This window comes from Methylobacterium brachiatum, from assembly GCF_900113845.1.
Classification (GTDB): domain Bacteria; phylum Pseudomonadota; class Alphaproteobacteria; order Rhizobiales; family Beijerinckiaceae; genus Methylobacterium; species Methylobacterium brachiatum.
The window spans coordinates 158,788-182,024 of record NZ_FOQW01000011.1; the positions used below are offsets into that span (position 1 = coordinate 158,788).

A 23,237-nucleotide genomic window follows, 5' to 3' on the forward strand; every position below is an offset into this window, starting at 1 on the left:
AAAGCCGGCGTCCACCGTTCGGGATGATGCTCTAGCGATACCCGTAGCGGCTCTTGGCGGCGGCCAGGAGGTGAAGCGCCTCGCCGGACTTGCCGGCGGCGCATTCCGCGGCGGCCTGGCTGAGGTCGGCGTTGAAGCGGTCGCCCACCGGCTTGTTGAGGTTGCCGGTCGCCACATCGCTGTCGACGATGGCCTTGGTGCGCGCGATCTCCGGGCCGCAGCCGCTGCCCGTCGGCAGGGCCAGCGGCGCCGGCACGACGGGCGAGGGCTCGGAGACCTTGGGCGCGGCCGCGCGCTGCTGGCAGGCACCCAAGGTCGCGGCGGCGAGAACGACGAGACTGAGACGCATCGGGAGACGGGACGCGGGCACGGCGATCATCCTGTTGCGGCGCACGGGCTGCGCCGCCGGGGTTTTGAGCCGAGCTTGGCAGTGGGTCAATCGCCCCGGCGGCATGGCTGCGCGCTGTGATGATCACGCATCGCGCGCGGTGTGATCCGGGGCTGAGATGCCCTGATTTTCCCGCAGAGGGTGCAGGTCCCCTCTCCCGTGCGGAAGAGGGGGCGCGTCGAGCCCTCGGCGCGCGCGGGTAAGCGCGGCTACTTGGCTTTGTCCGACAGCGCCTTCAGGCCCGATTCGTAGATCCCCTGGATGGCGTCGACCGCCACGGTGTCGGGGGCGCCTTTGGCGTTGAAGGTGCCGCTCCAGGTCACCTTGGAGCCCGTGCCCTCGGGGGCGACGGCCAGCGTCGACTTGTAGTCGGCGACGGGCAGCGGACCTTCCAGGATCGTGTAGGTGTAGCTCATCACCTTGTCGTCGCGGGAGACCTGCTCCTCCTTGAGGGTGCCGCCGCCCTTCAGGCTCAGCGTGCGGACCTTCATGCCGTCCTTGTCGGACAGGACGCACTTCTCGATGGCCGGGTGCCAGTCGCCGATGCCGCAGAACTCGCCGATCGTCTGCCAGACCTTGGCCGGCGGCGCGGCGATGTCGGCCGAGCGCGTCACCTCCAGGGCATGACCCGCCACGGTGGAAGCGGCCAGCGCCAGGGCGGCGAGAGGCAGGGGCCGGCTGAAAGCGAAGGGCATCGGGGGGAGTCTCCATCCATGACGATCGCGGCGGGCGCCGCGCAGCCTCTGAGGGCCGCGCTTGAGCTAGGCCGGGATGCCCGCCTCGGCAATGGTCCGGATGGAGGGGGTGGGTGGCCGCGCCCAGACGACGCGGTGTGGTGGGCGGCCGCGCGTATCCCAAACCCTCCCCTCATTCTGAGGCGCCGGGCGATCGAGGATCGCTCGGCCGCGCAAAAGAGCGCCTCCGAGGGCACTGCGTCGCGATGCGGGCGTGGGTGGGAAGGACCCGCCGAGCCCCTACCCTACCAGCCATCCACCACATCGACCTCGACGGGATACCCATAGCCCGGCACCGGCACGTAGGCCGGGCGCACGACGGTGCGGGCGTAGGTGGCCGGGAGCGTGCGCCGGCCCATCTGGTCGAGATCGGCCAGGCTGTCGTCCGGCGCGTAGGGATCGCGGCTCCGGGCGACCCGGCGGCTGCGCACGGCACGCTCGGCCACCACGGCATCCGTGCCCTCGATCTGGACGCGGGTCCGGTTCATGCCCTGCGCCTTCACCAGATTGAACAGGGTCGCGGCGTTGCGCACCGACAGGCGCACGCAGCCATGCGAGGCCGCGCGGCCCAGGCTGCGGACGTGGTTGGTGCCGTGGATCGCGTGGCCCTGGGTGGTGAAGAACATCGCGAACGGCATGGGCGCGTCGTCCCACTCCTTCGAGAAGTGGGTGCGCTCCATCCGGAACGGCCGATACGAGCCGGACGGGGTGTCGTAGGCCTCGACCCCGGTGGAGACCGGCCAGGTGTAGCGCGGCTGCCCGTCGACCGAGACCTCCATCCGCTGGGAGGATTTGTCGACGCTGATGAGCACATCCGCCCGCGCCGCCGGCGGCGCGGCGGTCCAGAGAAGGAGCCCCGACAGGACCGAGACCAGACCGATACGCATGTACGACCTCGATAGATGGGCGAAGACAGCTTTCAGATAGGCTAAGCCATTGGCAACGCCAAGGTTCCTGGGCGCAGGCCGGCGGCCGCGGGGCTCGACTGCGCAGAGCGCGCCCGGCGAGGCAACCCAGGACAGCGCGCGATCCCGGACCGTGGCGTATCCCACGGGTCTGGTGCTGCGCGCGCGACGACCGCGCAGGTTCGCTTCGGCACGGAAGATGCGGCCGTTGACACGCGCCCGCGGCCGGGCGCCTCCTCCCCGTCCCGAACCCGGAGATCCCATGGTCTTCCCATCCCCCCTCGACCCCGCCCTCGCCGCCGAGATCGAAGCCTCCGTGGCGGAGGGCTTCGCCGACCAGGTCGCGCACACGCAGGCGCTGATCCGGTTCGCCTCCCTGCGCGGGGCCGAGCATGCCTGCCAGGATTACGTGTTCGGGGCGTTCCGGGCCCGGGGCTACGCCACCGAGCGCTTCGCCATGGACCGGGCCGCCATCGCGGCCCATCCGGGCGGCTCGAAGATCGACGACCGGCATTCGGATGCCCCGATCGTGGTCTGCCACCACCGTCCGCAGACCGAGACCGGGCGCTCGCTGATCCTGCAGGCCCATGTCGACGTGGTGCCGGAAGGGCCTCTCGACCTGTGGACCCATCCGCCCTTCGACCCGGTGATCGAGGGCGACTGGCTCTACGGCCGCGGCGGCGGCGACATGAAGGCGGGGCACGCCGCCAACCTGTTCGCCCTCGATGCGCTCGCCCGTCTCGGCCTCCAGCCCGCCGCCGCGGTGACGATCCAGTCGGTGGTCGAGGAGGAATCCACGGGCAACGGCGCCCTCGCCACCCATCTGCGCGGCTATCGGGCCGACGCCGTGCTGATCCCGGAGCCCGAGGACGAGAAGCTCGTGCGCGCCAATACCGGCGTGCTGTGGTTCACGGTCGAGGTCCGGGGCGTGCCGGTCCATGTCCGCGAGATGGGCGCCGGCGCCAACGCCATCGACGCGACCTACCGGGTGATCGGCGCCCTGCGGGAGCTCGAGGCGCGCTGGAACGCCGAGAAGTCCGCGCACCGCCACTTCGCGGCGGAGGACCACCCGATCAACCTGAATATCGGCAAGATCGAGGGCGGCGACTGGGCCTCCTCGGTACCGGCCTGGTGCCGGATCGATTGCCGGGTCGCGCTCTATCCGGGCGTCTCGGCCGCGAAGGCCGCCGCCGAGATCGAGGCCGCCGTGTCCGGTTTCGCCCGCACCGACCCGTTCCTCGGCAACAGCCCGCCGCGCGTGGCCTTCAACGGGTTCTTCGCCGAGGGTTACGTGCTGGAGGAGGGCTCTGAGGCCGAGGCGGTGCTCGGCCGCGCCCACGAGCGGGCGATGGGCACCAAGCTGCAGAGCTTCATGTCGCCGAGCTACCTCGATACCCGGGTCCACGCCCTCTACGACCGGGTTCCGGCCCTGTGCTACGGGCCAATCGCCCAGAACGTCCACGGCTTCGACGAGCGCGTCAGCCTTGCCTCGGTGAAGCGCTGCACCACCGCGATGGCGCTGTTCGTGGCCGAATGGTGCGGGACGGAGCGGCGACCGGGCTGAGGGTTTGGTCCTTCGGATGGAGCGCAGGTCCCCTCTTCCGTGCGGGCTAGCGGATTCACGGAACTCGGTCCGGTCGGTTCTCGGCAGCAGGGGACGTCTCTCCGAGGCTGACACGCGCCTTCCCTCCCCCCTCTGCGGGGGAGGGTGGCCCCCGAAGGGGGTCGGGAGAGGGGAGCGACGTGGCAGAACAAGGCTTGGGCCCGTCATGCCGATCACACCTTGTTCTGAACCCGGGCTCCCCTCTCCCGACCCGGCCTGACGGCCGGCCCACCCTCCCCCGCAGAGGGGGGAGGGAGGCGCGCTTGGGGTTGGCCTTGGTTCGCGTCCGGCAGCGATGTGTGAACATCGTAGCCCGCGCGGGAGAGGGGCCGCGTCGCGGCCCGCACACGGTGATACGAGACCATCGTAGCCCGCGCGGAAGGAGACCTGTCCCTCATCCGGCGATCCGTGCCCCCCTTAGGGAATCAGCCGGTCCGCCCGGAGCTGGGTGAACAGGTCGTAGAAGGCGTCGTCGGTGGGCTGATACGCGGAAAAACCCAGCCGGCGGCTCTTGCTCATGTCGGTGACGACCTCGATCGGCCGGCCGAGATCGGCGTCGGTGTGCCAGGGCGAGGCGAGCTTCGCGAGGTCCGGCTCGGCCAGGCCGTGCTGCTTGGCGATCTCGGCCCAGGCCGACCCGTCCTGGGCCATCCGCTCCTCCAGCGGCCGCACCGTGCCGTCGAACGGCACCGCCTCGATCCCGAACCAGTCGGCGATCCGGCCCCACATCCAGCTCCAGCGGAAGACGTCGCCGTTGACGACGTTGAACGCCTCGTTGGCGGCCTTCGGCTCGGTGGAGGCCCAGAGCAGATGGCGGGCGAGCAGCCTGGCATCGGTCATGTCGGTCAGCCCGTTCCACTGGGCGGCCGAGCCCGGGAAGGTGAAAGGCCGGTTGAGCGCGCGGCACAGGGTGGCGTAGCAGGCCAGCGTCGTGCCCATGTTCATGGCGTTGCCCACCGCCTTGCCGATGATCGTGTGCGGCCGGTGCACGCTCCAGGCGAAGCCGTCGCGGGCGCTGGCGTCGAAGACCGCGTCCTCCTGGGCGTAGTAGAAATTCTCGATGTCGAGCCGGCCCTGGTCCTCGCGGAACGGCGTCTGCGGCAGGGTGCCCTTCCCGTAGGCTTCGAACGGGCCGAGATAGTGCTTCAGCCCGGTCACCAGGGCGACGTGGCGGACGCTCTTCTGCGGCCGCAGGGCGTCGAGCAGGTTCTCGATCATCGCCCGGTTGACCCGGATCATCTCGGCCTCGGTCGGGCGCCGCTGCCAGGTCGCCAGGAAGACGTGGCTCGGGGCGAGGCCGGCCAGGGCCGTCTCCAGGGAGGCCGGATCCTGCAGGTCGGCCACGACGGGCTCGACCCCCGCCATCGCCACCGGCTTGCGGGCGAGGCCCGCGACGCGCCAGCCCTCCTCGGTGAGCCGCGCCGCGGTGGCGCTCCCGACGATCCCGCTGGCGCCGACGATCAGGGCGGTGTTCGACATGCATATCCTCTCGACCTGGCTCACATCCAGGTTGAGCGGCAGATGCGGCCGTCACCCACAGGCTTCAAGGCCAACCGGCGCCGCCCTCCCCCGCGTCGCGGGTATTGGCGGGGTGTCGATGGGTGGAGGTCAGCGACTCGGCACACCCGGTGTCATCCCTCTGCGGGAGACGGTGCTCACGACTTTCCGGGCGCTGCGCGGGTTCCCCCTCTCCCCGCGCGGGGAGAAGCCCGCACGGACCCCGTCGTCCGTGCGGGAAGCGGAGGCGAAGCCGAAGCGGCGGTGAGGGGGCGGGTCAGGACGTGCCTCATCCGGAGCCGCCCCCTCACCCTCGGCTGCCGCCTCGCTCCGGCGACGACGGGGTCGCCGGAGCCCTCTCCCCGCACGCGGGGCGAGGGGATCGCGGCCCGTAGGCCGATGCCAGAACGTCAGGGGCCGGTACGGCAGGCTCGATCGCGATCCAGCGGCCGCCAACCCCCGCCCCTCACGCCACCCGGTCGATCGCCGCGCCCAGCACCTCGACGATCTCGCCGATCTGGCCGCGCTCGAGGATCAGCGGCGGCGACAGGGCGATGATGTCGCCGGTGACGCGGGTGAGCAGGCCGCGCTGGAAGCAATCGACGAACAGCTCGTAGGCGCGCTTGCCGGGGGCGTCGGGCCGGGGCGCCAGCTCGATGCCGGCGATCAGCCCGATGGTGCGGATGTCGATGACGTTCTTGCGCCCGCGCAGGTCGTGCATCGCCGCCGCCCAATCGTCCGCGAGGTCGGCGGCGCGGGTGAGCAGCCCCTCCTCCCGGTAGATGTCGAGCGTGGCCAGCCCGGCCGCGCAGGCCACCGGGTGGCCGGAATAGGTGTAGCCGTGGAACAGCTCGATCCCGTCCGGGCCGTTCATCAGCGCGTCGTGCACCGGGCGGCTGGCGAACACCGCGCCCATCGGCACCGTGCCGTTGGTCAGGCCCTTGGCGCTGGTGACGAGGTCCGGCACCACGCCGAAATAATCGGTGGCGAAGGGCGCGCCGAGGCGGCCGAAGCCGGAGATCACCTCGTCGAAGATCAGCAGGATGCCGTGCTTCGTGCAGAGCGCGCGCAGGCGCTCGAGATAGCCCTTCGGCGGGATCAGCACGCCGGTTGAGCCGGCCACCGGCTCGACGATGCAGGCCGCGATGGTCTCGGCGCCGTGGAGCGCCACCAGCCGCTCCAGGTCGTCGGCCAGCTCCGCCCCGTGTTCGGGCTGGCCCTTCACGAAGGCGTTGCGGGCCGGGTCGTGGGTGTGGCGCAGGTGGTCGGTGCCGTTGAGCTGCGGGAAGACCCGGCGGTTCGAGACGATGCCGCCCACCGACAATCCGCCGAAGCCGACCCCGTGATAGCCGCGCTCCCGGCCGATCAGCCGGGTCCGGGTCCCCTGCCCGATCGCCCGCTGGTAGGCGAGCGCGATCTTGAGCGCGGTGTCGACCGATTCCGAGCCTGAATTGGTGAAGAACACCCGGTCGAGGCGCTGGTCCGGCCCGCCCGGGGCGATCTCGGCGAGGCGCTCGGCGAACTCGAAGGCGATCGGGTGGCCCATCTGGAAGGTCGGGGCGAAGTCGAGCGTCGCGAGCTGGCGCTCCACCGCCGCCGCGATCCCCCGGCGCCCGTGGCCGGCATTGACGCACCAGAGCCCGGCGGTGCCGTCCAGGACCGTGCGGCCGTCATCGGCCGTGTAATGCATGCCCTCGGCGGCCACGAGCATCCGCGGCGCCGCCTTGAACTGGCGGTTGGCCGTGAACGGCATCCAGAAGGCGTCGAGCGACGGCGTGTTGCGCAGGGGATGGTCGGTCATGGGCGGCGCTCCGGGGCGAAGGTTTCTGCAGGGGACACCCTGGCGGATCGGGCAACAAGTCCTTTTCTGATCGCCGCCAAGCCCTTGCAGAATCGGGGCCGCGGGCGCCACCGTTGCGGGATTCTCAACACCTGAAACGGGGCCCGGGCGAATGAGCATCGATGTCGGCGCGCGCCTGCGCTTCGTGCGGGCCCGCCACGGCCTGTCGCAGCGGGCGCTGGCCAAGCGGGCCGGGGTGACGAACTCGGCGATCTCGCTGATCGAGGCGAACCGGGTGAACCCCTCGGTGGGCGCCCTGAAGCGGATCCTCGACGGCGTGCCGATCGGCATGGCCGAGTTCTTCGCGCTCGAACCGGAGCCGGAGCGCAAGGCGTTCTTCGCGGCCGACGAGCTCACCGAAATCGGCCGCAAGGCGGCCAAGGGGGCGATCTCGTTCCGGCAGGTGGGCGACAGCCTGTTCGGGCGCAAGCTGCAGATCCTCAAGGAGCGCTACGAGCCCGGGGCCGATACCGGCCGGGTGCCGCTCTCCCACGAGGGCGAGGAGGGCGGCATCGTGCTCTCCGGGCGCCTGGAGGTCACGGTCGGCGAGGAGCGGCGCATCCTCGGCCCCGGCGACGCCTACAGCTTCGACAGCCGCCGCCCGCACCGCTTCCGCTGCGTCGGCCCCAACCCGTGCGAGCTGGTCAGCGCCTGCACGCCACCGAGTTTTTAGCGCTGCACGAAACGGCTGGAAGTCCTGGTTTCAAAAGGTCGTCGACCTTTTGCGGGTGCAGGGCGGGGCCCTGCTCTCTTCCTTCAGAGGCTTTGCCCCTGAACCCCGCCAAAGGGCTGAGCCCTTTGGGAACCCGGTCCGTGCCCGCATTCGCTCAAAAGCGGCGGATCCGGCTAACGCCGGATTCACGGGCGGCGCGTAGGAGGGGTGCATGAGCGCTCTCGCCGCCACCGCCAGCCGGATGCTGGCCTCGTCCCAGAACCAGGCGATCGGCACCGCGGTCGCGCGCCAGCAGATCAACGCTGAGAAGGCCGTGGCCGGGCTCGTGGCGGAGACCGCCCAGGGCGCCGCCGCCTCCGGCCCGCCGGCGCCTCCCGGACAGGGCCAGCGCGTCGACCTGCGGGTCTGACATCCCCTAGTCGAAACCGTAGAGGCGGCGCGGGTTGTCCACGAAGAGCCGGCGGCGGCGCTCCGCGTCCGGCACCCACTCGGCCATCAGGTCGAGCAGGTCGGCCAGGCGTGGCGGCCCGTCCCAGGCGGCCACGTGCGGCCAGTCCGAGCCCCAGAGGCAGCGCTCGGGGGCGGCGTCGTTGAGGGTGCGGGCGAACGGGATCGTGTCCGCGTAGGGCGGGCCGGCGACCGAATCCCGGAAGGCGCCCGAGAGCTTGACCCAGTTGCCGTCGCGCACGAGGCCGAGCAGGGTCTGGAAGCCCGGATGCTCCACCCCCGCCGAGGCCGGCATGTGGCCCATATGGTCGAACACCAGGGGCACCGGCAGCCGCGCCAGGCGCGTGGCGATGGGCGGCAGGTCGCGGGCGTCGAGCAGGAACTGCAGGTGCCAGCCCATCTCCCGGGCGAGCGCCCCGTAGGCCTCGACCGCGTCGAGGCCGACCCCGCCGCCGAACAGCACGTTCAGGCGCAGGCCCACCACCCCGGCCTCCTTCAGGGCGGCGAGCTCCGCGTCGGGCAGGCCCAGCGGGATCACCGCGATGCCGCGCAGGCGCTGCCGGTTGGCCCGGAGCGTCTCCACCATCAGGCGGTTGTCGGTGCCGTGGACGCTGACCTGGACCAGCACGCCATTGGCCATGCCGGTGGCGTCGAGCATCGCCAGATACCGGTCCGCCGGGGCGGCCGGGGGCGTGTAGCTGCGGTCGGCCACCAGCGGATAGGCCGGCGGCAGGCCGATCACGTGGGCGTGGGTGTCGACCGCGCCGGCGGGCACCCGGTAGCGGGTCGGCCCGCCCGGATGCGGATCCGGGGCGGGGCAGTCTCGGATCTCGGGCATGGTCAGGTATCCGCGTGCAGGACCCGGCCGCGAGTCTCGGGCAGCGCGAAGGCCGCCAGGAAGAAGATCCCGTAGGCGATCGCCGCGAAGATCGCGATGGCCGAGGCGAGGCCGGCGCGCTCGGCGAGATAGCCCACGAGTGCCGGGAACAGGGCGCCGACGCCCCGGCCGAAATTGTAGCAGAAGCCCTGCCCCGAGCCGCGCAGGCGGGTCGGGTAGAGCTCGGTCAGGAAGGCGCCCATCCCGGAGAAGTAGCCCGAGGCGAAGAACCCGAGCGGGAAGCCCAGAACCCAGAGCACGCTGTTGGAGAGCGGGATCTGCGTGTAGGCGACGATCACCGCGATGGCGCCGAGCGAGAAGATCAGGAACAGCGGCCGGCGCCCGAGCCGGTCGGCGAGCCAGGCGCCCACGAGATAGCCGGCGAACGAGCCGATGATCAGCGCCGCGAGATAGCCCGTGGAGGACACCACCGACAGGCCCCGCTCGGTGGTGAGGAAGCGCGGCACCCAGGTGGTGATCGCGTAATAGCCGCCCTGGCAGCCCGCCGCCGCCAGCGAGGCGAGCAGGGTGGTCTTGAGGATCGGCCCCGAGAAGATCTCCCAGATCTTCGGCCGGTCGCCGGTGGCGATGGCCCGGGCCCGGGTCTCGGCGGCGACCTGCGGCTCCTGGACGTAGCGGCGCAGGTAGAAGATCAGCAGGGCCGGCAGCGCGCCGATCGCGAACATCCAGCGCCAGGCGATCTCGGGGGGCAGCAGCGAGAAGGTCACTGCCTGGGCCAGCACCGCCATGCCCCAGCCGATCGCCCAGCCGGACTGGACCGAGCCGACGGCGCGGCCGCGATACTCGGCCCGGATGGTCTCGCCGATCAGCACGGCGCCGGCCGCCCACTCGCCGCCGAAGCCGAGTCCCAGGATCGCCCGGGCGATGAGCAGCTGCTCGAAATTCTGCACGAAGGCGCAGAGCAGCGAGAACACCGAGAACCACAGGATGGTGATCTGGAGGGTGAGCACCCGGCCGATCCGGTCGGCGATGAAGCCCGCGAGCCAGCCGCCCAGCGCCGAGGCGAGCAGCGTCACGGTGGCGGCGAGCCCGGCCGTGCCGGAATCGACGTGCCAGAGGGCCATGATCGTCCCGATCACCAGCGGGTAGATCATGAAGTCCATGCCGTCGAGGCACCAGCCGGCGGCGCATGCCCAGAAGGTGTGCCGCTCCGTCGAGGTCATGGAGCGGTAGAAGGCCATGAGGCTGGCGTCGCGGATCTCCACCGCCTCCACGCCCGTATTCCCCGGCCCGGATTCCGTACGCATCACACTCTCCCACCACCGGGTACCAGTATCGGCGCCAATAGCCGAGCTGTGCAACCGTGGGGAGGCGCCACGCAAGGAAAAGGCCGCCCGGAGGCGGCCTTTCCCAATGGGTTCCGGTTCAGGCGCCGCTCAGTAGCAGCGCTCGACCAGGACCCGGCGGTAGCCGTAAGGGGTCCAGCGCACCCGCGGGACCGTGTAGCAACCGCCGCCGTAGCCGTAATCGCCGGCATAGCCGACCGGGGCGTAGCCGCCGCCGTAGCCGTAGCCATAACCCGGATAGCCGTAACCACCGTAGCCGCCGTAAAGGCCGCCGGCCGCCAGACCCAGGCCGACGCCGAGACCCAGGCCGCCGAGGCCGTAGCCGTAGCCGCCGCGATAGCCGTAGCCGCGGCCGTAGAAGCCCCGGCCGTAGCCGCCGTGGAAGCCGGCGCCGCGGAACCCGCCATAGCCGCCGCGGAACCCGCCGAAGCCGCCGCCCCGGAAGCCGCCGAACCCGGCACCCCGGAAGCCGCCGCCGAATCCACCACCGTGGAACCCGCCGCCATGGAATCCGCCGCCGCCGAAGCCGCGCGCATCGGCGGCGGCCGGCATCACGACCAGGGCACCCGCCGCCAGCATGGCCGAGCCGAGCACTGCACCCTTCATCTTGTATCTCCGTCGATTCTAACCGCCCTCGTGAGCCAGAAACGCCTGAGTATTGAAAACAGTTCAGGTGCCGCCCGCGGCGCGCGGCCGCTGGCGGAGGCGCAAGCCCGGCGCCATCCTGAGCCGCGAAGCTCCGGTCCCGGACACGAAAATCGCCGTTTTCCCAGGCGAAAGGCGCTGCGCCTGCCCTCGCCCCCGCCTTCGGGCCCACGGAACCACCGATGACGACGCGCCCGGTTCACGCTCTGTTGATCGCGCTCGCGATGACACTCGCGGTCGCCCGCGCGGCCGTGGCGGCCCCGGCCGCGCCGGATCTCTGCCGCGCCGTCCAGGCGCAGGGCGAGGCGTTCACGGTCTGCACGATCGACCTGCGCCGGCAGCGGCTGCGGCTGTTCTGGCTCCAGGAGGACGGCCGGCCCTACGGCGCCCTGGGGACCCTCGCCGAGAAGCAGGGCGGGCGCCTCGCCTTCGCGATGAATGCCGGCATGTACGACAAGGAGCAGGCGCCGGTGGGCCTCTATGTCGAGGACGGGCGCGAGATGAAGCGGGTCTCGACCGCGGACGGGCCGGGCAACTTCCACCTCAAGCCCAACGGCGTGTTCTGGGTGAAGGGCGACAAGGCCGGCGTGCTCGACACCGGCCATTACCTCCGGGCGAAGATCCGGCCCGACTTCGCCACGCAATCCGGCCCGATGCTGGTGATCGACGGCCAGATCCACCCCAAGATTTCCACCGACGGTCCGAGCCAGAAGATCCGCAACGGCGTCGGGGTGCAGGAGGACGGGCGCGTGGCGGTGTTCGCCATCTCCGAGCGCCCCGTGACCTTCGGAGCCTTCGCCCGCCTGTTCCGGGACGACCTCGGCTGCCGGGACGCCCTGTTCCTCGACGGCACGGTCTCGAGCCTCTACGCGCCGAATCTCGGCCGCTCGGACATCAGCCGGCCGCTGGGGCCGCTGATCGGGGCGCTCGTGCGCTGAAGGCGCGCTCGGCATCCCGCATCACAGCGGGTCCGATCCCGGATCTCACCATCGAACGACCATGCGGCCGCGGACCGGGCAAGGATCGGCGTCCGGCCTGGGGCCGCGAGGTCGATCGCCCTGCGGTTCGGAACCGCCGTTAGCCCTTGGACGCGCGCACCGCCCCCGATATACTCAGACAAAACAAAGGGGGGAATCATGGCTCGGTCGAAGCTTGCCGCCAGCGTTGCGGCGATGGTGTTCGCGACGAGTTCGGCGGGGGCGCAAGTCCCGCAAACGATCCTGTACGGCGCGGCCTATTACGACGAGTATACGCCGGTCGACCGGGTCGACGAGGACGCCCGGATGATGAAGGCGGCGGGCATCACCGTCGTCCGGATCGCCGAATCCACTTGGGGCACCTTGGAGCCCCAGCCGAACGTCTTCAATTTCAGCCATATTGACCGGACCCTCGCGGCGATGAATCGCGAAGGCATCAAGGTCATCATCGGCACGCCGACCTATGCCGTGCCGACCTGGCTGGCGCGCCAGCACCCCGACATCCTGCTGCAGCCGGGCGCCTACGGTCCGCGGCAGAACATGGACATCACCAATCCCCATTATCGCGCGGCCGCCGAGCGCGTCATCGTGGCTCTGATCGACCACGTGAAGGACGATCCGGCGGTCATCGGCTACCAGGTCGACAACGAGACCAAGCCGTTCGGTACCAGCGGCCCCAACGTCCAGGCCGCCTTCGTTGCGGCCATGAAGACCAAATGGCCGAGCCTCGACGATCTCAACAAGGCTTGGGGGCTCGACTACTGGAGCAACCGGATCAACAGCTGGGACGATTTCCCGTCGGTCAACGCGTCGATCAACGCCAGTATGACGAACGCCTTCCAGGCGTTCCAGCGCGGGCTCGTGACCGACTTCCTCGCGTGGCAGGCGGATCTGGTCCGTCGGCACGCCCGCCCCGGCCAGTTCGTCACCCAGAACTTCGACCTCGACTGGCGCGGCTATTCCTACGGCATCCAGCCCGACGTCAACCATTGGGAGGCCGCCAAGGCGCTCGATGTGGCGGGCATCGACATCTACCATCCCAGCCAGGAGAAGCTGACCGGGACCGAGATCGCCTTCGGCGGCGACGTGGCCCGCTCGATGCGCGGCGGCGCGAATTACCTGGTGATCGAGACGCAGGCGCAGGGGTTCCCGGAATGGACGCCCTTCCCCGGCCAGCTGCGCCTGCAGGCCTTCAGCCACCTCGCCTCCGGTGCGAAGATGGTGGAGTACTGGCACTGGGCCACGACCACGAACGCGTTCGAGACCTACTGGCGCGGGCTGCTGACGCAGGACTACAAGCCCAACCCGGTCTACGACGAGGCGAAGACGATCGGCGCCGACCTCAAGCGGCTCGGGCCGAAGCTCGCCGACATGAAGAAGACGAACCGCGTCGCCCTCTACGTCAGCAACGCCGCGTTGAGCGCCTTCGATTCGTTCAAGATCAACACGCACGACTTCAAGGGCAATGCCGATCGGACCCCCGTGACCTACAACGAGGTGGTGCGCGGGTTCTACGATGCGCTGTACCGGCAGAACATCGAGGTGGATCTGATCTCTCCGTCCTCCACGGTGCCGCTCGATCAATACAAGCTGATCGTGGTGCCGGCGCTCTACGCGGCGAGCGACGCGGAGATCGCCAAGCTCAATGAGTGCGCCAAGGCGGGCGCCCACGTGCTCTACAGCTTCAAGAGCGGCTTCTCCGACGAGAACACGAAGGTGCGCTTCGCGGCGCAGCCGGGCGGGATCGCGCAGGCGGCGGGGGTGACCTATCAGCTGTTCACGGTCCCCGAGGGCGTGTCCCTCGCGGGCGACCCGTTCGGCGTCGGCGCGGCCGACAACAAGGCCCGCTGGTGGATGGAGATGCTGACCCCGACCACCGCGACGGTGGTGGCGCGCTACCAGAGCCCGTCCTGGCCCGCCGCCGCCGCGGTGACGCGCAACAGCTGGGGCTCGGGCGAGGTGACCTATGTCGGCTTCATGCCGACCGATGCCCTGGCCGAGAAGATCCTGGCGGATGCGGCCAAGCGCGCCGGGATCGATGTTCCCGCGGTGCACTGGCCGATCATCGTGCGCGGGGGCACGCTGACGAACGGGCATCCGGTCCGCTACGTGCTGAATTACTCCGCGACGGCCCAGGTCACGCCCGCGATGGTGAGCGGCACCGAGCTCCTGAGCGGTCGGGCGGTCACGCGCGGCAAGCCGATCGACCTGCCGGCTTGGGGCGTCGCGATCCTCGAAGGCGAGTCCGCAACGCCCTGATCGGATCGCGCTCGGCCGCGGGGCCGCGCGCGACCGGAGGGCGGCCTAGCGCTGCCCGAACGCCGTGTCCTTGAACAGGTCCTTGTATTCCCGCGGCTGCGAGCGCCAGTACTGCTTCGGCGCCCGCACCTGGGCGCCGAGCTCGGCCGCCGCGTGCCAGGGCCAGCGGGGATCGTACAGCATGGCCCGGGCGAGCGAGATCGCGTCGGCCTTGCCCTCGGCCAGGATCGCCTCCGCCTGCTGCGCCTCGGTGATCAGGCCGACCGCGATGGTGGTCAGCCCGGTCTCGGCCTTGATCCGCTCGGCATAGGGCACCTGGTAGCCCGGCCCGAGCTTGATCGCCTGCTTGGGCGAGACACCGCCGGTGGAGACGTGCAGCGCCGGCGAGCCGGCCCGCTTGAGCGCCTGGCCCAGGGCGACGGTCTCGTCGAGGTCCCAGCCGTCCTCGACCCAGTCGGTGGCCGAGACCCGCAGCCAGACCGGGCTGCCGGCCGGCACGACGTCGCGCACGGCGTCGTAGACTTCGAGGGGAAAGCGCATCCGGTTCTCGAGGCTGCCGCCGTACTGGTCGGTGCGCTTGTTGGCGATCGGCGACAGGAACTGGTGCAGCAGGTAGCCGTGGGCGCCGTGCAGCTCGACGGCCTCGATCCCCAGCCGCACGGCGCGCTTGGCCGTGGCGACGAACTGGTCGCGGACGCGCTTCAGGTCGGCGGCGTCCAGGGCGTGGGGCGGCACCTCGGCCTCGCCGTGCGGGACCGCCGAGGGCGCCTCCGTGCGCCAGCCATAGGGATGCTCGGGCGGGATCTGCTGACCGCCCTCCCAGGGCGCCTGGCTCGACGCCTTGCGGCCCGCATGGGCAATCTGGATGCAGATCGGGATCGGCGCGTATTCGCGCAAAGCCTCCAGCACCCGGCCGAGCGCCCGCTCGCAGCCGTCCGAGTACAGGCCGAGATCCCAGGCGGTGATCCGCGCCTCCGGGGAGACCGCCGTGGCCTCCAGGGTCAGCAGGCCGGCGCCCGACTGGGCAAGCTGGCCGAGATGGATCATGTGCCAGTCGGTGGCCTCGCCGTCCCGGGCCGAATACTGGCACATCGGTGCGATCAGGATGCGGTTCTCGAGAGTGAGGGCATCCAGGGCGAGCGGTTCGAACAGGCGGGCGGTCATGGGCGGCTCCGTTACGGGCCGGGCCAATGTGGCGCAGCCGCGCGGCCGCGGCCAGCGCCGGCATGTGCGGTAGCCCACCCGCCAGGCGGCTCCGGCACGGCGCCGCGGGAACCGAGCGCCGGTTCGTTAACTTTTGGCAGGACGACGGCTCGAAGCCGCCGATGCGAACCGCCTGAGGGGGCGTGATCGCGTGAGGTCCTCTCCATGTTTCACCCGACCCGTTCCACCCGACTCGCCGCCCTTGCGGCCGCCCCGTTTGCCCTGGCGGCGTTCCTGGCCGTCCCGGCCGAGGCCCAGCCGGCCGCGTTCGGCGGCCCGAAGATCCTGATCCACGGCAATTACTGCGGCCCGGGCAACAACGCCCCGCTGCCGCCGATCGACGCCCTCGACGCGGCCTGCGCCCGCCACGACGCCTGCACCCCGAATGGCGGCCTGCCGTCTCAGGCCTGCAACCTGCGGCTCCAGCAGGAGGCGACCCTGATCTCGCGCGATCCGCGCCAGCCCCAGGATCTCCGGGCCCTGGCAGGCTTCGTCGCCGCGAGCGCGACCCTGATCCCCACCGAGTCCGGGCCGCAGCGCCTGCCGGCCTCGGTCTCCACGGACGCGGTGCCGGGCGCCTACGCCCCGACCCTATCCCGGCCGGCACCGTCGGTCGATCCGTCCGAGGACGAGCCGGACGACGAGTGAGGCTGAGCCGGGGCGCGTAACCCCGGCGCGGATCCGATCCTCATGCGCGGGCGGACGCAGCCCGCGCATGCTCCTTAAAGAACCGGACCATCGCACGGCTCGCATCCGGGCCGCGGGGGTCCGTGAACGACCCGTCCGGGCTGCCGCCCGACCAGGCATGGCCGGCCCCGTGCAGGACCCAGTATTCGAGCTGCGTCCGGCCGGTCCCGTCGCTGCGGACGGTTCGGGTGTAGGCCACGCCCCCCGGGCTCCTGCCCCGCTCGACCGTCTCGGCGAGGCCCGTCGCCGCGCTGGCCTGGGCGACCACCTGATCGCCGTTGGCCGGATGCACGGTGCGGTCGCCGTCGCCGTGGAACACGATGGTCGGCACCGCCTGCCGGTTGGGGCCGGGCTTTCCCCCCTGCCCCTTCATGGCCGCGAAGGCCGAGGCGACGTCCCGGGCCGCGCCGCAGGCCAGGCCGGAATGGACGCCCACCGCCGCGAACAGGTCCGGATAGGTGGCGGCCAGGATCGCCGCCGCGGCGCCTCCGGCCGAGAGCCCGGCCGCGTAGACCCGGTCCGGATCCGCCGAGAATTCGTCCACCACCGCCCGGGCGATGCCGGCGAGCAGGGCCGGCTCGCCGCCGTCGCGCACCTGGTCGCCGGCGGCGTACCAGTTCCAGCAGCGCTGCATGTTCGCCGTTTGGGGCTGCTCCGGATAGGCGACCAGGAAGGTCTCGTCCTCGGCCAGCCGGTTCATCTGCGTGCCGGCGGCGAAATCGTCCGGGTTCTGGGTGCAGCCGTGCAGCATCAGGACGACCGGCAGCGCCTGGCCCGTATACCCGCTCGGCACGAACACCTTGTAGCGGCGGCTGCCCGCGGCGCCGGTGAACATGCGGTCCTCGAACCGGGCGCCCTCCGGCACGGGGGCGGCGGGTTTGCCCGGCTGGACGGAGCCGCCGGCAAACCCCTCCGCGAAGCCGCCGGCGGGAATGCCGCCTTTGGCGAGGCTGTCGCGCACGGTGCGCATCACCGCCGCAGCGATGTCGGCACCGCCGGGCGCGGCGTGCGGGCGCGCGGCGGCCGGGTCCGGCGCCGTCCAGGCGCCGTCGGGGGATCTGGGCGCCTCCATATCGATGGTGGCGGTTCCGGCGGGCTCGGCCGGACGGTCGCGCGTCTCGGCCCAGCGGGCGAAGGCATCGACCTGCCGGCGCTGGAACCGGCCCATCGCGGCGGTCATCCGGGCGGCCCGGGCAGCGCGCTGGCCCTCGGCCTCGGCCGAGCCGGCGGCACCGAAGCCGCCGAGCTTCATCTTGGAGAGATCGAGGTTCAAGAAATCCATCTTGGGAAAGTGTTTCATCGGGCCGTTCCTCGCGGGTGGGGTCGGACACGGCCGGCTGCTTGGCCCGACTGTGCGGTAGGGGTGGTCGGGGCGGTTCAGGCGATCCGGTCGGCCAGGGCGGCCTTGACGGCGGGGCTCGCCTGGAACGCGCCCAGCACCTCGACGGAGGCGATGGCGGCGCGGGCGAGCTCGGGGGTGACGTCGGTCGCCACGGTGGCGAGGCCGAGAACCTGGATGTGCAGGGGCGTGCCGGCGTCGCGGGCGGCCTCGAGAGTGGCCCGCGAATAGTGCGAGACACCCAGGCGCAGCTGGCGCCGGGCCACGGATTGGCGCACCGCCTCCTCCTGCCGGTCGAGCTGGTTGCGCACGGCGGTGCGGATGAAGTCGGCGCGGTTGGCGTAGAACCCGTCGCAGACCATCAGGTCGACCCGGCCGAGGTCGACGAAGCCGAGATTGATCGTGATCTTCTCGCTGTCGGGCACCTTCGGCCGGAGATCCTGCACAGTGTCGCTCATCGTCCCGCCATCCCCAGGCCATCCGGTTGGATGGTCTAGAGATGGTTGGCGGATGTCGAGGCGCAAGGGGCGGCTGCAGCGAGCCACGAAACCGTCGTGGTTTCAAAAGGTCCGGGACCTTTTGCGGGTCCAGGGCGGAGCCCTGGTGTCGGGCTTCGCCCGAGATCGGGGCTGCGCGCCCCGAACCCCGCCGAAGGGCCTCAGGCCCTTCGGGAACCCGGATCGCGACGCGTGATCAGCCGGCGCCGATCCCCCGCCCCTTCAGGCTGGCGTCGATCTCGTCCAGCGCGGTGGCGTCGTCGATGGTCGCCGGCATGGTCCAGGGCTCGTGGTCGGCGATGCGCTTCATGGTGGCGCGCAGGATCTTGCCGGAGCGGGTTTTCGGCAGCCGCGGCACGGTGAGCGCCAGCTTGAACGCCGCCACCGGGCCGATCTCGTCCCGCACCTTGGCGACCAGCTCGCGCTCGATGTCCTCGGGGGCGCGGTCGACCCGGGCCTTCAGCACCACGAAGCCGCAGGGCACCTCGCCCTTGAGCGCGTCGCGGATGCCGATGACCGCGCATTCGGCCACATCCGGGTGGCCGGCCAGCACCGCCTCCATGCCGCCCGTGGACAGGCGGTGGCCCGCGACGTTGATGATGTCGTCGGTCCGACCCAGCACGGTGATGTAGCCGTCGGCGTCGATCACCCCGGCATCCGAGGTGTCGTAATAGCCCGGGAAGGTGGCGAGGTAGCTCGACCGCATCCGCGCGTCCGAGCCCCAGAGGGTCGGCAGGCAGCCGGGCGGCAGGGGCAGGCGGATCGCGATCGTGCCCATCGTGCCGGGCGGGACCGGCTTGCCGCCCTCGTCCAGGACCTCGACCCGGTAGCCCGGCATCGGCACGCAGGTGCTGCCGTGCTTGACCGGCAGGAGGCCGAGGCCCAGCGGATTGCCGGCGATCGGCCAGCCGGTCTCGGTCTGCCACCAATGATCGATCACCGGCCGGGCCAGCACCCGCTCGGCCCAGGCGACCGAATCCGGGTCCGCCCGCTCACCGGCCAGGAACAGGCTGCGGAAGGCCGAGAGGTCGTAAGCGCCGATCAGCGACCCGGCCGGATCCTCCTTCTTGATGGCGCGGAGCGCCGTCGGCGCCGTGAACAGGCAGACGACGCCGTGCTCGGCGACCACCCGCCAGAACGCCCCGGCATCGGGCGTGCCCACCGGCTTGCCCTCGTACAGGACCGTGGTGCAGCCGTGCAGGAGCGGCGCGTAGACGATGTAGGAATGGCCGACCACCCAGCCGATGTCGGAGGCGCAGAAATAGGTCTCGCCCGGCTGGACGCCGTAGAGGTTCGGCATCGACCAGGCGAGCGCCACGAGGTAGCCGCCGGTATCCCGGACCACGCCCTTCGGCTTGCCGGTCGTGCCGGAGGTGTAGAGGATATAGAGCGGGTCGGTGGCGGCCACCGGCACGCAGTCGGCCTGCTTGCCCGCGGCTTGAGCGACCGCGACGGTCTCGGCCCAGTCGTGGTCGCGCCCCGCGACCAGGCTCGCGGCGCATTGGGGCCGCTGCAGGATCAGGCAGGCTTCCGGCTTGTGGCGGGAGGTGGCGATCGCGAGGTCCAGCAGCGGCTTGTAGGCGACCACCCGGTTCGGCTCGAGGCCGCAGGAGGCGGCCAGCACCACCTTCGGGGCGGCATCCTCGATCCGCACCGCCAGCTCGTTGGCCGCGAAGCCGCCGAACACCACCGAGTGCACGGCCCCGAGCCGCGCGCAGGCCAGCATGCCGAACAGGGCCTCGGGCACCATCGGCATGTACAGCACGACCCGGTCGCCCTTGCCGACGCCGAGCTCGGCCAGCACCGCGGCGAGCGCCGCCACCGAGTCGCGCAGCGCCCGGTAACTGATGCTGCGCTTGGTCCCGGTGACGGGGGAATCGTACAGGATCGCCGCCTGGTCGGCCCGCGCCCCCTCGGCGTGCCGGTCCACCGCGTTGTGGCAGGCGTTGAGCGTCCCGTCCGGGAACCAGCGGCCATAGGGGCCGGATTCGGGGGCGAAGGCCTGCGCCGGGCTCCGAGCCCAGTCGAGCGCCCCGGCCGCCTCCAGCCAGAACGCCTCCGGGTCGCGGCGCGCCGCGTCGTAGATCTCGGGATAGCGGCCCGGCGGGCTGGCGGTGGTCATCGGCGCGGCGTGTCCTCGGGAGCCGCTCTCCGGCGGCATCTCGGGCAAGTTAGCTGATTCTGATTCTTTGCGCGCGCGGGTGGGTGCTTGTCGGTGCTGCGGGTGACCCCGGATGGAGTGGGACCCGGCTCAGCGGGGGAATGCGCTCCTCCCACCCAATCCCCTCATCCTGAGGTGCCGCGCAGCGGCCTCGAAGGAGCCCTCCAGGGATCGCGCGGCCGGCTGGAGGGCTCCTTCGAGGCCTCCGCTGCGCTCCGGCACCTCAGGATGAGGGGGTGGGTTGGAGGGGCGGTAGAAACCGCTAGGCTCGGCGTCCCGCGACGGACTGAGTCGGGCCGTGAATGCATTCGTGTACATGCTGCGGTGCTCGGACGGCAGCTATTATGTCGGCTCCGCCCGCGGGGCGTCCCTCGACAAGCGCCTCAGCGAGCATGAGGCCGGCACGTATCCGGGCTACACCAGCCGGAGGCGGCCGGTCACGCTGGTCTATGCCGAGCAGTTCGAGCGCATCGCGGACGCGGTCGCGGCGGAGCGGTGCATCAAGGGCTGGAGCAGAGCCAAGAAAGAGGCACTGATCCGCGGCGACTGGGATGATCTCCGGATGCTGGCCAGGCGCCCAGCCGCACAACGCCTCTCCGAACCATCCCCCTCATCCTGAGAGGCGACGGAGCGAAGCAGAGGCCTCGAAGGAGAGTTCTTTCGAGGCTCGCTGACGCGGGCAGCTCAAGATGAGGGACAGGGTAGGACAGCACGGTCTGTCCCCCCAAAAGAAGCCGCCGCGCCGGGCGGTCCGACGCGGCGGCTGCCGTCTTGCGTCTATGTCCGGGAGGGACTCAGGCGCGGCTCAGTGCAGCGTGTCCGTGCCGGCCTGCAGCCTGTTGATTTCGTCCTTGAGGAGAAGTTTCCGTCGCTTCAGTTCAGCAATGTGGAGGTCGTTCGCCGAAGGCCTGTGGATCGCCTCGTGAATCTCACGCTCGAGGGCTTCGTGCTTCCGGGCGAGTTGGCTCAGATGCGTCTGCAGCGACATGAGTCGAATCTCCTGTCATTGTTCCGACACACGGAGACTGGCACAGGATGCCACACCTGTCGAAGCCTTTTCTCCGGCTAAGCCTGACGAATGCCGGCCCGGCCGGCTTGTCCCGCGGCGGGGCGTGACGCATGCTCTTCGACAAGGAACGGTCTTCGATCCCGCGGGTGATGATGGCGGACGAGTCGGGTGAGAGCGGGCAGTCGGACCTCGAGTCCGAGCTGAATCGGCTGCGCGAGGAGCATCGGGATCTCGACAGCGCCATCGAGGCGCTCGAGCGCAGCGTCGCCGGGGACCAGCTCCAGATCCAGCGCCTGAAGAAGCGCAAGCTGACCCTGCGCGACCGGATCTATCACATCGAGGACGCGCTGACCCCGGACATCATCGCCTAGGGCCGCGTCCGGGACCTCGATCCCGCGCGGCCCCGGCTTAGGCGTGCGTCGTCGTTCTTTCAAAGCCGGCAACCATCCATCGGGATCGGGCGTCGAAGTTGGTGGACGCGCCGGCGCGACGCCTTGCCGCCGGCCCGCCCCGCCTGTAAGCGGCCTCTTTTGCCGGGATCAACGATGGCGTCGCCTCCGGTCGCGATCATCATGGGCAGTCAGTCCGATTGGGCGACCATGCGGCACGCCGCCGAGACGCTCGACGCGCTCGGCGTGCCGCACGACACCCGGATCGTGTCGGCCCACCGCACCCCCGACCGGCTCGTGGCCTTCGCCAAGGGCGCCGTCGCGGCCGGGTTCAAGGTCGTGATCGCGGGCGCCGGCGGGGCCGCGCACCTGCCCGGTATGGCCGCCGCGATGACCCGCCTGCCGGTCTTCGGCGTTCCGGTGGAATCCAAGGCCCTGTCCGGCCAGGACAGCCTGCTGTCGATCGTGCAGATGCCGGCCGGCATCCCGGTGGGGACCCTGGCGATCGGCCGGGCCGGGGCGGTCAACGCCGCCCTGCTCGCCGCCGCGGTGCTGGCGCTCGCCGATCCCGGCCTGGCGGAACGCCTGGAGGCCTGGCGCGCGGCCCAGACCGCGTCGGTGGCCGATCGGCCGGAGACGGACAAGCTTTCGTGACGGATACAGCTCTGAAGCCCGGCTCCACCCTCGGCATCGTCGGCGGTGGACAGCTCGGGCGCATGATCGCGCTGGCGGCGGCCAATTACGGGCTGAAGGTGCATGTCTACGCGCCCGACCGGGACAGCCCCGCCTTCGACGTCGCCGCCCGCACCACCTGCGCGGCCTATGACGACGCCGCCGCGCTGGCCGGCTTCGCGCAGAGCGTCGACGCGGTGACCTACGAGTTCGAGAACATCCCGCGCGCCACCGCCGACATCCTGGCCCGGCACGCACCCCTGCACCCGAATGCCGAGGCCTTGTCCACGACCCAGGACCGCCTCACCGAGAAGGAATTCATCAACCGGCTCGGTATCCCGACCGCGCCGTTCCAGGCGGTGGACACGCCCGACGACCTCGACCGGGCGATCGCGGCGCTCGGTCTGCCGGCGGTGCTCAAGACCCGCCGGTTCGGCTACGACGGCAAGGGCCAGCGCATCCTGCGCGAGCGCGCCGAGGGCGACCGCAACGCGCTGTTCGCCGAATTCGGCGGCGCGCCGCTGATCCTCGAGGGCTTCGTGCCGTTCGAGCGCGAGGTCTCGGTGGTGGCTGCCCGCGGCCGCGACGGCGGCTTCGCGGCCTTCGACCTGTGCGAGAACGAGCACCGCGACCACATCCTGGCGCTGACCCGGGTGCCGGCCCCCGGCCTCACCCCCGAGACCGCCCGCGCCGCCCTCGACATCGCCAGGCGCATCGCCGACGCCCTGGACTATGTCGGCGTGCTCGCCGTCGAGATGTTTTTGGTGCGCGAGGACGGCGCGGAGCGGCTGGTGGTCAACGAGATCGCGCCGCGGGTCCACAATTCCGGGCACTGGACCATCGAGGGGGCGACGACCTCGCAATTCGCCCAGCACGTCCGGGCGGTGTCCGGCTGGCCCCTCGGCGATTCGGCCCGGGTCGGCGGCCTGTCGGTCGAGATGCGCAACCTGATCGGCGCCCAGGCGGACGACTGGTCCGCCCTGCTCGCCGAGCCCGGCGCCCACCTCCACCTCTACGGCAAGGGCGAGGCCCGGCCCGGCCGCAAGATGGGCCACGTCACCCGGCTGGGGCCTGTTCCGAAGGCCTGACCGGGGCCGGTTCTGCGGCTTCGGGAACACACCGGCCGGG

General features: G+C 71.2%; 23 protein-coding genes. 10 read left to right on the top strand and 13 right to left on the bottom strand.

The features are described from left to right. Window positions 1-31: 31 nt before the first annotated feature. The 3 genes from BMZ47_RS16235 to BMZ47_RS16245 form a co-directional block, all read right to left on the bottom strand. On the bottom strand, window positions 32-379 hold the full coding sequence (locus BMZ47_RS16235) for a hypothetical protein (protein ID WP_091863417.1): 348 nt from the start codon (window positions 377-379) through the stop codon (window positions 32-34). 218 nt (window positions 380-597) lie between these two features. Continuing rightward, window positions 598-1,083: an SRPBCC family protein gene (locus BMZ47_RS16240; protein ID WP_007563192.1), complete on the bottom strand. Its 486-nt coding sequence runs from the start codon at window positions 1,081-1,083 to the stop codon at window positions 598-600. 284 nt (window positions 1,084-1,367) lie between these two features. After that, on the bottom strand, window positions 1,368-2,009 hold the full coding sequence (locus BMZ47_RS16245) for a L,D-transpeptidase (RefSeq protein ID WP_091863418.1): 642 nt from the start codon (window positions 2,007-2,009) through the stop codon (window positions 1,368-1,370). Between the two features lie 280 nt (window positions 2,010-2,289). Between BMZ47_RS16245 and BMZ47_RS16250 the strand changes: the two genes are divergently transcribed. Next, on the top strand, window positions 2,290-3,591 hold the full coding sequence (locus BMZ47_RS16250) for an ArgE/DapE family deacylase (protein ID WP_091863419.1): 1,302 nt from the start codon (window positions 2,290-2,292) through the stop codon (window positions 3,589-3,591). Between the two features lie 456 nt (window positions 3,592-4,047). Here the strand turns inward: BMZ47_RS16250 and BMZ47_RS16255 are convergent, their stop codons facing one another. Together BMZ47_RS16255 and aptA are read right to left on the bottom strand one after the other, a co-directional pair. After that, a complete protein-coding gene (locus BMZ47_RS16255) occupies window positions 4,048-5,109 on the bottom strand; it encodes an SDR family oxidoreductase (RefSeq protein ID WP_091863420.1) in 1,062 nt (353 codons plus the stop codon). Window positions 5,110-5,593: 484 nt separating this feature from the next. Beyond that, the gene (gene aptA, locus BMZ47_RS16265) at window positions 5,594-6,928 is read right to left on the bottom strand and encodes an omega-aminotransferase AptA (RefSeq protein ID WP_091863422.1); all 1,335 of its coding nucleotides are present in this window, start codon (window positions 6,926-6,928) and stop codon (window positions 5,594-5,596) included. A 151-nt stretch (window positions 6,929-7,079) separates the two neighbouring features. On the opposite strand from aptA, the gene BMZ47_RS16270 reads away from it, so the two are divergent. Together BMZ47_RS16270 and BMZ47_RS16275 are read left to right on the top strand one after the other, a co-directional pair. Then, a complete protein-coding gene (locus BMZ47_RS16270; protein ID WP_007563185.1) occupies window positions 7,080-7,640 on the top strand; it encodes a cupin domain-containing protein in 561 nt (186 codons plus the stop codon). A gap of 211 nt (window positions 7,641-7,851) precedes the next feature. Further along, window positions 7,852-8,049, top strand: a complete 198-nt coding sequence (locus BMZ47_RS16275; RefSeq protein WP_091863423.1) for a hypothetical protein — start codon at window positions 7,852-7,854, stop codon at window positions 8,047-8,049. 6 nt (window positions 8,050-8,055) lie between these two features. On the opposite strand, the gene BMZ47_RS16280 is transcribed toward BMZ47_RS16275, so the two are convergent. The 3 genes from BMZ47_RS16280 to BMZ47_RS16290 form a co-directional block, all read right to left on the bottom strand. Continuing rightward, window positions 8,056-8,925, bottom strand: a complete 870-nt coding sequence (locus tag BMZ47_RS16280; RefSeq protein ID WP_091863424.1) for an amidohydrolase family protein — start codon at window positions 8,923-8,925, stop codon at window positions 8,056-8,058. Between the two features lie 2 nt (window positions 8,926-8,927). Beyond that, window positions 8,928-10,232, bottom strand: coding sequence for an MFS transporter (locus BMZ47_RS16285; protein WP_007563181.1), 1,305 nt, complete (start codon window positions 10,230-10,232; stop codon window positions 8,928-8,930). A gap of 129 nt (window positions 10,233-10,361) precedes the next feature. After that, window positions 10,362-10,877 carry a hypothetical protein gene (locus tag BMZ47_RS16290; RefSeq protein WP_091863425.1) on the bottom strand — a complete coding sequence of 172 codons (516 nt, stop codon included), beginning with the start codon at window positions 10,875-10,877 and terminating at the stop codon, window positions 10,362-10,364. A 221-nt stretch (window positions 10,878-11,098) separates the two neighbouring features. On the opposite strand from BMZ47_RS16290, the gene BMZ47_RS16295 reads away from it, so the two are divergent. Beyond that, complete coding sequence (locus BMZ47_RS16295) at window positions 11,099-11,854, top strand: phosphodiester glycosidase family protein (RefSeq protein WP_091863426.1); 756 nt, start codon at window positions 11,099-11,101, stop codon at window positions 11,852-11,854. Between the two features lie 198 nt (window positions 11,855-12,052). After that, window positions 12,053-14,152 (top strand): beta-galactosidase, encoded by a 2,100-nt coding sequence (locus BMZ47_RS16300; RefSeq protein ID WP_091863427.1) that lies wholly within the window; start codon window positions 12,053-12,055, stop codon window positions 14,150-14,152. A 45-nt stretch (window positions 14,153-14,197) separates the two neighbouring features. On the opposite strand, the gene BMZ47_RS16305 is transcribed toward BMZ47_RS16300, so the two are convergent. Continuing rightward, on the bottom strand, window positions 14,198-15,316 hold the full coding sequence (locus tag BMZ47_RS16305; protein ID WP_091863428.1) for an NADH:flavin oxidoreductase/NADH oxidase: 1,119 nt from the start codon (window positions 15,314-15,316) through the stop codon (window positions 14,198-14,200). 204 nt (window positions 15,317-15,520) lie between these two features. Between BMZ47_RS16305 and BMZ47_RS16310 the strand changes: the two genes are divergently transcribed. Further along, window positions 15,521-16,003, top strand: a complete 483-nt coding sequence (locus BMZ47_RS16310) for a phospholipase A2 family protein (protein WP_091863429.1) — start codon at window positions 15,521-15,523, stop codon at window positions 16,001-16,003. A gap of 40 nt (window positions 16,004-16,043) precedes the next feature. Here the strand turns inward: BMZ47_RS16310 and BMZ47_RS16315 are convergent, their stop codons facing one another. From BMZ47_RS16315 to BMZ47_RS16325, 3 genes are all read right to left on the bottom strand, one after another. Next, the gene (locus tag BMZ47_RS16315; RefSeq protein ID WP_425285070.1) at window positions 16,044-17,294 is read right to left on the bottom strand and encodes an extracellular catalytic domain type 1 short-chain-length polyhydroxyalkanoate depolymerase; all 1,251 of its coding nucleotides are present in this window, start codon (window positions 17,292-17,294) and stop codon (window positions 16,044-16,046) included. A gap of 125 nt (window positions 17,295-17,419) precedes the next feature. Further along, window positions 17,420-17,839, bottom strand: a complete 420-nt coding sequence (locus tag BMZ47_RS16320; protein WP_091863431.1) for a ribbon-helix-helix domain-containing protein — start codon at window positions 17,837-17,839, stop codon at window positions 17,420-17,422. 235 nt (window positions 17,840-18,074) lie between these two features. Continuing rightward, window positions 18,075-20,000: a propionyl-CoA synthetase gene (locus tag BMZ47_RS16325; RefSeq protein ID WP_091863432.1), complete on the bottom strand. Its 1,926-nt coding sequence runs from the start codon at window positions 19,998-20,000 to the stop codon at window positions 18,075-18,077. Window positions 20,001-20,337: 337 nt separating this feature from the next. Here BMZ47_RS16325 and BMZ47_RS16330 point away from each other — a divergent pair, with 337 nt between their 5' ends. After that, complete coding sequence (locus BMZ47_RS16330) at window positions 20,338-20,658, top strand: GIY-YIG nuclease family protein (RefSeq protein ID WP_091863433.1); 321 nt, start codon at window positions 20,338-20,340, stop codon at window positions 20,656-20,658. A gap of 186 nt (window positions 20,659-20,844) precedes the next feature. Here the strand turns inward: BMZ47_RS16330 and BMZ47_RS16335 are convergent, their stop codons facing one another. Beyond that, complete coding sequence (locus tag BMZ47_RS16335) at window positions 20,845-21,027, bottom strand: YdcH family protein (RefSeq protein WP_007563171.1); 183 nt, start codon at window positions 21,025-21,027, stop codon at window positions 20,845-20,847. A 131-nt stretch (window positions 21,028-21,158) separates the two neighbouring features. Between BMZ47_RS16335 and BMZ47_RS16340 the strand changes: the two genes are divergently transcribed. The 3 genes from BMZ47_RS16340 (at window position 21,159) to BMZ47_RS16350 (ending at window position 23,197) form a co-directional block, all read left to right on the top strand. Continuing rightward, window positions 21,159-21,419, top strand: coding sequence for a YdcH family protein (locus BMZ47_RS16340; RefSeq protein ID WP_007563169.1), 261 nt, complete (start codon window positions 21,159-21,161; stop codon window positions 21,417-21,419). A gap of 174 nt (window positions 21,420-21,593) precedes the next feature. Further along, entirely contained in the window at window positions 21,594-22,091 is a 498-nt protein-coding gene (purE, locus tag BMZ47_RS16345) for a 5-(carboxyamino)imidazole ribonucleotide mutase (protein ID WP_091863434.1), read from the top strand. Beyond that, the gene (locus tag BMZ47_RS16350; RefSeq protein ID WP_091863435.1) at window positions 22,088-23,197 is read left to right on the top strand and encodes a 5-(carboxyamino)imidazole ribonucleotide synthase; all 1,110 of its coding nucleotides are present in this window, start codon (window positions 22,088-22,090) and stop codon (window positions 23,195-23,197) included. Before purE ends, BMZ47_RS16350 begins: the two co-directional genes overlap by 4 nt. Window positions 23,198-23,237: the final 40 nt, after the last annotated feature.

Coding starts and splice junctions, on each gene's coding strand:
- BMZ47_RS16235 (WP_091863417.1), bottom strand. CDS start 379: ATGATCGCCGTGCCCGCGTCCCGTCTCCCGATGCGTCTCAGTCTCGTC.
- BMZ47_RS16240 (WP_007563192.1), bottom strand. CDS start 1,083: ATGCCCTTCGCTTTCAGCCGGCCCCTGCCTCTCGCCGCCCTGGCGCTG.
- BMZ47_RS16245 (WP_091863418.1), bottom strand. CDS start 2,009: ATGCGTATCGGTCTGGTCTCGGTCCTGTCGGGGCTCCTTCTCTGGACC.
- BMZ47_RS16250 (WP_091863419.1), top strand. CDS start 2,290: ATGGTCTTCCCATCCCCCCTCGACCCCGCCCTCGCCGCCGAGATCGAA.
- BMZ47_RS16255 (WP_091863420.1), bottom strand. CDS start 5,109: ATGTCGAACACCGCCCTGATCGTCGGCGCCAGCGGGATCGTCGGGAGC.
- aptA (WP_091863422.1), bottom strand. CDS start 6,928: ATGACCGACCATCCCCTGCGCAACACGCCGTCGCTCGACGCCTTCTGG.
- BMZ47_RS16270 (WP_007563185.1), top strand. CDS start 7,080: ATGAGCATCGATGTCGGCGCGCGCCTGCGCTTCGTGCGGGCCCGCCAC.
- BMZ47_RS16275 (WP_091863423.1), top strand. CDS start 7,852: ATGAGCGCTCTCGCCGCCACCGCCAGCCGGATGCTGGCCTCGTCCCAG.
- BMZ47_RS16280 (WP_091863424.1), bottom strand. CDS start 8,925: ATGCCCGAGATCCGAGACTGCCCCGCCCCGGATCCGCATCCGGGCGGG.
- BMZ47_RS16285 (WP_007563181.1), bottom strand. CDS start 10,232: ATGCGTACGGAATCCGGGCCGGGGAATACGGGCGTGGAGGCGGTGGAG.
- BMZ47_RS16290 (WP_091863425.1), bottom strand. CDS start 10,877: ATGAAGGGTGCAGTGCTCGGCTCGGCCATGCTGGCGGCGGGTGCCCTG.
- BMZ47_RS16295 (WP_091863426.1), top strand. CDS start 11,099: ATGACGACGCGCCCGGTTCACGCTCTGTTGATCGCGCTCGCGATGACA.
- BMZ47_RS16300 (WP_091863427.1), top strand. CDS start 12,053: ATGGCTCGGTCGAAGCTTGCCGCCAGCGTTGCGGCGATGGTGTTCGCG.
- BMZ47_RS16305 (WP_091863428.1), bottom strand. CDS start 15,316: ATGACCGCCCGCCTGTTCGAACCGCTCGCCCTGGATGCCCTCACTCTC.
- BMZ47_RS16310 (WP_091863429.1), top strand. CDS start 15,521: ATGTTTCACCCGACCCGTTCCACCCGACTCGCCGCCCTTGCGGCCGCC.
- BMZ47_RS16315 (WP_425285070.1), bottom strand. CDS start 17,294: ATGAAGCTCGGCGGCTTCGGTGCCGCCGGCTCGGCCGAGGCCGAGGGC.
- BMZ47_RS16320 (WP_091863431.1), bottom strand. CDS start 17,839: ATGAGCGACACTGTGCAGGATCTCCGGCCGAAGGTGCCCGACAGCGAG.
- BMZ47_RS16325 (WP_091863432.1), bottom strand. CDS start 20,000: ATGACCACCGCCAGCCCGCCGGGCCGCTATCCCGAGATCTACGACGCG.
- BMZ47_RS16335 (WP_007563171.1), bottom strand. CDS start 21,027: ATGTCGCTGCAGACGCATCTGAGCCAACTCGCCCGGAAGCACGAAGCC.
- BMZ47_RS16340 (WP_007563169.1), top strand. CDS start 21,159: ATGCTCTTCGACAAGGAACGGTCTTCGATCCCGCGGGTGATGATGGCG.
- purE (WP_091863434.1), top strand. CDS start 21,594: ATGGCGTCGCCTCCGGTCGCGATCATCATGGGCAGTCAGTCCGATTGG.